This window comes from Clostridium sp. CAG:43, from assembly GCF_000434655.1.
Classification (GTDB): Bacteria; Bacillota; Clostridia; order Lachnospirales; family Lachnospiraceae; genus Otoolea; species Otoolea fessa.
Map to the genome: position 1 here is coordinate 2,752 of NZ_FR895107.1, position 7,810 is coordinate 10,561.

General features: G+C 52.3%; 6 protein-coding genes. All 6 read left to right on the forward strand.

The window, feature by feature from the left end; translation table 11 throughout:
• The coding region (locus QVO97_RS10085) for a dihydrolipoyl dehydrogenase family protein (protein ID WP_288189598.1) at window positions 1–1,267 on the forward strand (1,267 nt) is incomplete at its 5' end.
• Window positions 1,268–1,292: 25 nt separating this feature from the next.
• On the forward strand, window positions 1,293–3,089 hold the full coding sequence (locus tag QVO97_RS10090) for an aminopeptidase P family N-terminal domain-containing protein (protein ID WP_022360202.1): 1,797 nt from the start codon (window positions 1,293–1,295) through the stop codon (window positions 3,087–3,089).
• A gap of 122 nt (window positions 3,090–3,211) precedes the next feature.
• A complete protein-coding gene (locus QVO97_RS10095; RefSeq protein WP_022360203.1) occupies window positions 3,212–4,489 on the forward strand; it encodes a peptidoglycan-binding protein in 1,278 nt (425 codons plus the stop codon).
• Window positions 4,490–4,612: 123 nt separating this feature from the next.
• Window positions 4,613–6,043, forward strand: a complete 1,431-nt coding sequence (locus tag QVO97_RS10100; protein WP_022360204.1) for an MATE family efflux transporter — start codon at window positions 4,613–4,615, stop codon at window positions 6,041–6,043.
• Window positions 6,044–6,059: 16 nt separating this feature from the next.
• Window positions 6,060–6,257, forward strand: a complete 198-nt coding sequence (locus QVO97_RS10105; protein ID WP_288189600.1) for a hypothetical protein — start codon at window positions 6,060–6,062, stop codon at window positions 6,255–6,257.
• Window positions 6,258–6,600: 343 nt separating this feature from the next.
• Window positions 6,601–7,810 (forward strand): glycoside hydrolase family 25 protein (locus QVO97_RS10110; protein WP_288189602.1); only part of this gene is annotated, 1,210 nt, incomplete at its 3' end.

Here is a 7,810-nt window from a genome sequence, read left to right on the forward strand (position 1 = left end):
GGCGCTTCTGCAGGCGACGGCAGTCTACCGGGATATGTTGAAAGCATTCCGGTTTGGCATCGTGGCGGAGAAGGTCAGCTTTGACTGGCGGCAGATGCAGATTTATAAAAATGAGTCCGTGGAATCATTCCGCTCAATGATTCAGGGAATGTTAGAAAAAGCGGAGGTGGAGATGATTCACGGCGATGCGCGCCTGCATGCGGATAATGTGGTGCGTGTGACGACCTCCAAAGGCGCATTGACGCTGAAAGGAAAAAATGTGATTCTGGCAACCGGTTCCAGCCCTGTGATTCCGGATATCCCGGGAATTGATCTGCCGCAGGTTATGACAAGCCGTGATATTCTGCGGATGGATGACTGGAATTTTGACTGTCTGACGGTCATCGGCGGCGGTGTCATCGGTGTGGAGATCGCGACGATCTTCGCGGCGCTCGGTTCCCGCGTGACGCTTTTGGAGCAGGCAAACCGTCTGCTGGAGTCGATGGATCCGATGATTTCCGAGCAGATGGAAGCAAATCTGCGTTCTAAGGGTATTGAAGTCCACTGCAATGTACAGGTCATGGAGATCAAGGATCGCGGCAATGACACGGTGTCGGTCAATTACCGTTGTGAGCGCGGCTGGAAGGAAAGCCCGGCGGACCGCGTGCTGGTGGCAGTCGGCAGACGCCCGAATATGTCGAAGGTTCTGGCGGACGATTGTCAGGTACAGCTGGAAAATGGGCGTCCGCTCATCAAGGGAACCTACCGCACGACGCAGGAAAATGTCTATGCGATCGGCGATACCGTGGCGCGGAAACGTCTTGCCCATGTGGCAGCGTCCCATGCGGCTTATCTGGTCGAAAACCTGGCGGGACGCGGACACCGGATGCAGCTTTCGGTCGTGCCGAACGGTATGTATGTCGTGCTTCCGGTTGTGCCGACCTGTATTTATACGGAACCGGAGATTGCGACGGTTGGATTTACGGAAAATGACGCCCGGCTTTATAATATGAAGATCAAGTGCGGTGTGGCATATATGACGGAAAATGGAAAAGCGCTTCTGGCGAGAAACAGCCGCGGTTTTGTGCGCCTGATTTTTGAGGCGTATACCAACACGCTGATCGGGGCGCAGATCATGTGTGCGCGTGCGACGGACATGATCGGAGAGATGGCAACGGCGATCGCCAACGGTCTTACGGCATATCAGCTCTCGACGGCGATGCGCGCGCATCCGACGTACAGTGAGGCGATTACGGAGGCGATCAAAGATGCGTTGAAAAATGGATAATAGAGAAACAACAGGAGGCAGAAAAATGGGACGTGAGGTTCGGACGAGAATTGAACAGCTTCGCGAGAAGATGGCGGAGCGTGGAATGGACGCATATCTGATTCCGACATCGGATTTCCATGGCTCGGAATACGTGAGCGGGTATTTCAAATGCCGGAAATATATGACAGGCTTTACCGGTTCGGCGGGAACGGCGGTCATTACGATGGAGGACGCAGGTCTCTGGACGGATGGCAGATATTTTGTGCAGGCGGCAGCAGAGCTTTCCGGCAGCGGGGTGGAACTTTACCGTTCCGGTCAGGAGGGCGTGCCGACGACGCTGGAATTTTTGAAAAAACATATGCCGGAACAGGGTGTTCTGGGTTTTGACGGCAGAGTGGTTGATACGGCAGAGGGCGAGCGCATCGCGAAAGCACTGTCCGGGAAAAAGGTACGCATTTCGGAGGGTGAGGATCTGGTTGGAAGCATCTGGGACGACCGCCCGGCGCTTCCGATGAACCCGGTCTGGATTCTGGAAGAGAAGTATGCGGGAAAACCGGCGGAGGAGAAGATTGCAGATCTGCGCGGGGAGATGAAAAAGCGTCAGGCGACGGTGCATCTGCTGACGAGTCTTGATGATATCGCGTGGCTTTTAAATATCCGGGGTGATGACATTGTACATACGCCGGTTGTATTGTCCTACTTGATTGTAACAAAACAGGAATTATTCCTCTTTATTCATGAGAAGACGCTGAACGAGGAAGTACGTGCCTATCTGCATGGACTGGGCGTTCGGATCATGCCATATGAGGCGGTATACCAGATTGCATCCGCATTCCGCTATGAGCGAGTTTTATTGGAAAAGTCGAAGCTCAATTACCGTCTGTTCCGGTGCCTGGATGCGAGCGTGAAAGTGATCGAGGCGATGAATCCTACGGCAGCGGCCAAAGCAGTCAAAAATCCAGTGGAACAGGAAAATATGCGCCGTGTGCATGTGCAGGACGGTCTGGTATTGACCCGTTTCCTGCGCTGGGTGAAGGAACATGCAGGCGAAAAAGGACTGGACGAGTGGACCGCAGGGGAATATCTGGATAAGCTGCGCCTGGAACAAAAAAACTGCCTGGATATGAGCTTTACGACGATCTCTGCGTGGGGACCGAACGCGGCGATGTGCCATTATACGGCGTCTGAGACAGAGAAGAGTAGTGTACCGAAGAAGGGGCTGTATCTGGTCGATTCCGGCGGACAGTATTATGAGGGAACGACGGATGTGACGCGTACCATCGCAGTCGGACCGATCACGCAGGAAGAAAAACGCTGCTGTACGCTGGTGGCGTGCTCGATGCTGCGTCTGCTGGATGCGAAGTTTATGTATGGCTGCCGCGGTATCAATCTGGACTATATTGCGCGCGAACTCCTGTGGAAAAACGGCATGGATTTCAATCACGGAACAGGGCATGGCGTCGGCTATCTGGGCTGTGTGCATGAGCGCCCGAATTCCATCCGATGGAGGCTGCTCACATCGCCCGCTGAAAATGCGGTTCTGGAGGAAGGTATGGTTACTTCTGATGAGCCGGGGCTTTATCTGGAAGGAAAATTTGGCATCCGGACGGAGAATCTGATGCTCTGTGTGAAGGATGTGAAGAATGAATTTGGTCAGTTCATGAAATTTGAAAATCTGACCTGGGTTCCGATCGATCTGGACACGATCGACGTATCGCTGATGGAAGCGCGCGACCGCGGGCTTTTGAACGCGTACCATAAGGGCGTGTATGAGAAGCTGTCTCCGTATATGACGGAGGAAGAGAAGGTGTGGCTGGCAGAGGCGACGAGAGCGATTTAGAGGAGAAAAATAAGGAAGATACGGCAGCAAAACATTAAAAAATCGGATAAAAACCGGCATAGATAAAAGATGCTGGATATAAACTGTAAATGACCATGTAAAATAAATGCGAGGCTGGATGCATGCGCTATCATTCTTTCGACCGTGTCCGAATTTGTGAGACAACCGGAATGCAGGATGGCTATCTGCGGATCGATGTGGTAAACAGTGAAAATAATTTCCCAATTGAGGGAGCAGAGGTTTCGGTCAGTTATGGTGATTCCGGACAGACGCAGGAAGTGCTTAGAACCAATTTATCCGGGCAGACGGAGGAGATTGCGGTAGCAGCGCCTCCTGTGTCGCTTTCACTGGAAGAACAGAACCGGGAAAAGCCGTATGCGGATTATACGGTGGAAGTGCGGGCAGCGGGCTATGAGCCGGTAAAGGTAAAGGGAACGGAGGTGCTGGCGGGCGTGACGGCAGTCCAGCCGATCCGGATGATTCCGCTTCCGGATCAGACCGGAGCGGAGGAGAATATACAGATTCCGGATCATACCCTATATGGTTCCTATCCGCCCAAGATTGCCGAAGATGAGGTAAAACCGGTGCAGGAGAGCGGCGAGATCGTGCTGAGCCGCGTGGTGGTACCGCAGACGATCGTCGTGCATGACGGCGTACCGACCAATGCCTCCGCAAAAGATTACTATGTGGCATACCGGGATTATATCAAAAACGTGGCGTCGAGCGAGATCTACGCGACCTGGCCGCGCAGCACGATCGTCGCCAATGTGCTTGCGATCATGTCATTTACACTGAACCGGGTGTATACGGAGTGGTATCGGAACCAGGGCTACGATTTTACAATCACTTCCTCGACGGCATTCGATCACAAGTGGATTTACGGGCGTGATATTTTCGAGCCGATCTCAGAGGTGGTGGACGACATTTTTGACAACTATCTGTCCCGCCCCGGTGTGCGGCAGCCGATTCTGACACAGTACTGCGACGGGCGGCGGGTGTCCTGCCCGGGCTGGATGACCCAGTGGGGGTCGTGCAGTCTGGGAGAACAGGGATACAGCGCGATCGAGATATTGCGGCGCTTCTATGGAAATAGTATTTACATCAACACTGCGGAACAGATATCAGGAATCCCGATCTCCTATCCGGGGGAACCGCTTAAGGTGGGGTCCAGCGGCGATAAGGTGCGGCAGCTGCAGCAGCAGCTTGATGCGGTGGCGACTGTGTATACAGCGATCCCGCGGGTTACGCCGGACGGGATCTACGGATCCGAAACGGAGGCGTCCGTACGGGCGTTTCAGTCGGTGTTTGGACTTCTGCAGACGGGCGTGGTCGATTTTGCTACCTGGTACAAGATTTCTCATATCTATGTGGGGATCTCGCGGATTGCGGAGCTGAATTGAGTTGGAAATGGGATTTGCGGGAGAAGAATAACGAAAAGACATATGAATTCCTATAGGTGAAATATCTGTGAGCAGGATGCATACAGGAAACAGAGACAAAGAACATAAGAGGGGGTGGATTGGATGAAAGATACCAGACGGGAAGAGGGAGTCAGACAAACCGGGAGGATTGGCCGGGCAAATGCGATCACAGAGGGAGTGATCTGGAAACAGCTTCTGCTATTTTTCTTCCCGATTTTATTTGGAACCTTTTTTCAGCAGCTCTATAATACGGCAGATGCGGTGGTAGTAGGCCGTTTTGTCGGAAAGGAAGCGCTGGCGGCGGTCGGCGGAAGCACATCGATGCTTACGAACCTGCTGGTTGGCTTTTTTGTAGGACTTTCTTCGGGTGCGACAGTTATCATCGCCCAGTTTTACGGGGCGGGACGCGGTCAGCGGGTCAGCGAGGCAGTCCACACGGCGATTGCCTTTTCGCTGCTGTGCGGTATCCTCATGACGGTTGGCGGACTCCTTTTTTCCGACACGGCGCTTCGCCTGATGGGGACGCCGGAGGATATCATGGACAATGCAAGCGGGTATTTGCACATTTATTTTGTCGGAATCACGGCGAACCTCTTATATAATATGGGTGCCGGAATCCTGCGGGCGATCGGTGATTCCAAAAGACCGTTCTATTTCCTTGTGATCAGCTGTTTTACAAACATTGCGCTCGATCTGTTGTTTGTAGTAGGACTTCGGATGGGCGTGCGTGGTGCGGCGGTGGCGACGATCCTTTCCCAGGTGGTCAGCGCGTGTCTGGTATTGGGAACGCTGATGCGTGCGGATGGCTCGTACCGGTTTGAGATCCGGAAAACGCGGATCACACCGGTGATTCTGGTGCGGATCATCCGGATTGGGTTTCCGGCTGGACTCCAGTCGGTTATGTATTCCTTTTCCAACCTCGTGATCCAGAGCAGCGTCAATGCACTGGGAACAGACACGGTGGCGGCGTGGGCTGCATATGGAAAGATCGACAGCACTTACTGGATGATCATTAATGCGCTGGGGATCTCCATCACGACCTTTGTCGGACAAAATTACGGCGCGGGGCGGCTGGACCGTGTGAAACGCAGCGTGTACGTCTGCCTGGGAATTTCCTGTATTATCACAGTGGGGCTGAGCACGATCCTGTATCTGACGGGTGGCTATATTTATCTGTTGTTTACAACGGATGCGGAGGTAATCGCGATCGGCATGAAGATTCTTCACTTCCTGGTGCCGGCATTTGTGACATACCTCTGTATTGAGATTTATTCCGGCGCACTGCGCGGTGTGGGAGACTGCTGGATTCCGATGATTATGACGGCGCTGGGCGTGTGCGTCCTGCGGGTTGTCTGGATCCTGATCGCTGTTCCGATCCGCCCGGATATCCTGACAGTGGTATTCAGCTATCCGCTGACCTGGACGATCACAACGGTTCTCTTTAATATTTATTATTATTTTTTCAGTGCGCTGAAAAAATGGAATGTGCCGCTTCCGTGGAAGAAAAAGAGGCGGGAGCTTCATAACTTGTAAATGGGTTTGAAAATAATTGACAAAATGGGTTGGTACTGGACTTTTTTCAGAAAGCATCGGTATTTTCCACGCTGCAGGTGTATCTGGACTTTATCAACCTGTTTTTGTATATTATCCGCCTGATGAACCGGAATCGGAAATAGGAAAAAATCTTTCAGGAGAACGGAAGTTCCTTTGCAAGAATAAGGATAAGTGGAATTTTGCGGAAAACTGAATATGCAAAAATGGAATGCCGGAACGGGGGAAAGCTTTGTTCCGGCATTATTGTGTTTTTCTGCTTGAAAATCCTGTTTTTGGCGTGGACGGCTTCATTCTTTTAGAAGAAAGGGAAGCATTCTGTAATAAATTTGACAGATTTTATTTAAAGTTTCTCTATTGAAGTGGATGGGGAGTATCTGTTAAACTAGGTCATAATAGGAAAAGTTTTGCTGTTGGTTACACAGTGTGTAGATGAACCATATTTGTTTCGCATATGCCCCACCGGATCAGGCGGGGAAATGTATATAAATGGTGAACAGACAACAGGGATAAAAGGATAATCAAGGAGGTTTTTTGGCATGAATCGGAATAGAGTGAACAAAAAAAGGATGGGGCGCGCGCGTGTGCTTTCACGGGCAGCGGCTGGCATGCTGGCAGCAGCGCTGTGCTTTCAGCCGATGACAGCGCTGGCAGGACCGGCGGGAGATTCTTCTCTTACATCGTCATCCTCGAATGCGGGGCCGGGCGGCGGTTCGGGCAGCTCCAATTCGGGAAGTACAGGCAGCTCTGGCGGTTCGACTTCTGTTTCTAATGGGAGTGTGAGCGCGGTCACATCGGGGCTTGGCGTGTACCGGGTGACGGAGAATGAGGGGATCGGTGCGATTGCGCGCGGCGGGGATGTGTCTTACTGGCAGCAGAATGTAAATTGGAGCCAGGTGGCATCGGATAATGTACAGTTTGCGATGCTGGCAACCCGGTTCCGCGGTAATGTGGATCCGTTTTTCGCTATGAACGCGGCAAATGCGAGCCAGGCAGGGTTGCGGCTGGGCGCGTACATTTATTCGTATGCGACTTCGGTCGAAATGGCGCAGCAGGAGGCGGATTTTGTCCTGAATCTTATCAAGGATTATCCTATCTCCTTCCCGGTTGTCTTTGATGCCGAGGATGCTAATACGCTGGGAACCCTGACGCAGTCTCAGGTCAGCGACGTGATCAACGCGTTCTGTAAGCGGATTCAGGATGCAGGATATTATCCGATGGTCTATGCAAATGAATACTGGATTGCCAATAAGATCGATATGTCGAAGATTTCGTATGATATATGGGTGGCAAAATACCAGCAGAAGTATACATATTCAAAGACCTCGATGTGGCAGGCGTCCAACACCGGTTCGGTCAAGGGCGTGAACGGCAATGTGGATATTGATTATCTGTATAAAGATTATACGCAGATCATTCCGGGCAATACCTGGCGGACGATCGCGGGAAACCGTTACTATTATCAGAACCATGTGATGCAGAAAGCGGCGTGGATCAACGATGGTCAGAATTGGTACTATATGAATGCGGCGGGCAATCCGTCTACAGGATGGCTGGAGCTTTCGGGCAAAAAGTATTATTTGGAGGCGGACGGTCATATGATTACCGGCTGGAAGACGCTGGACGGCGGCTGGCGTTACTTTGACGCATCCGGCGAACAGGCGACGGGCTGGCGTGCGGTCGATGGAAGCTGGTATTTCATGGCGGACAATGGTCTGATGCAGACCGGCTGGCTGGAGACGGGCGGCA

Excerpts from the sequence above, each read along its gene's own strand:
- QVO97_RS10090 (WP_022360202.1), top strand. The coding sequence starts at position 1,293 with ATGGGACGTGAGGTTCGGACGAGAATTGAACAGCTTCGCGAGAAGATG.
- QVO97_RS10095 (WP_022360203.1), top strand. The coding sequence starts at position 3,212 with ATGCGCTATCATTCTTTCGACCGTGTCCGAATTTGTGAGACAACCGGA.
- QVO97_RS10100 (WP_022360204.1), top strand. The coding sequence starts at position 4,613 with ATGAAAGATACCAGACGGGAAGAGGGAGTCAGACAAACCGGGAGGATT.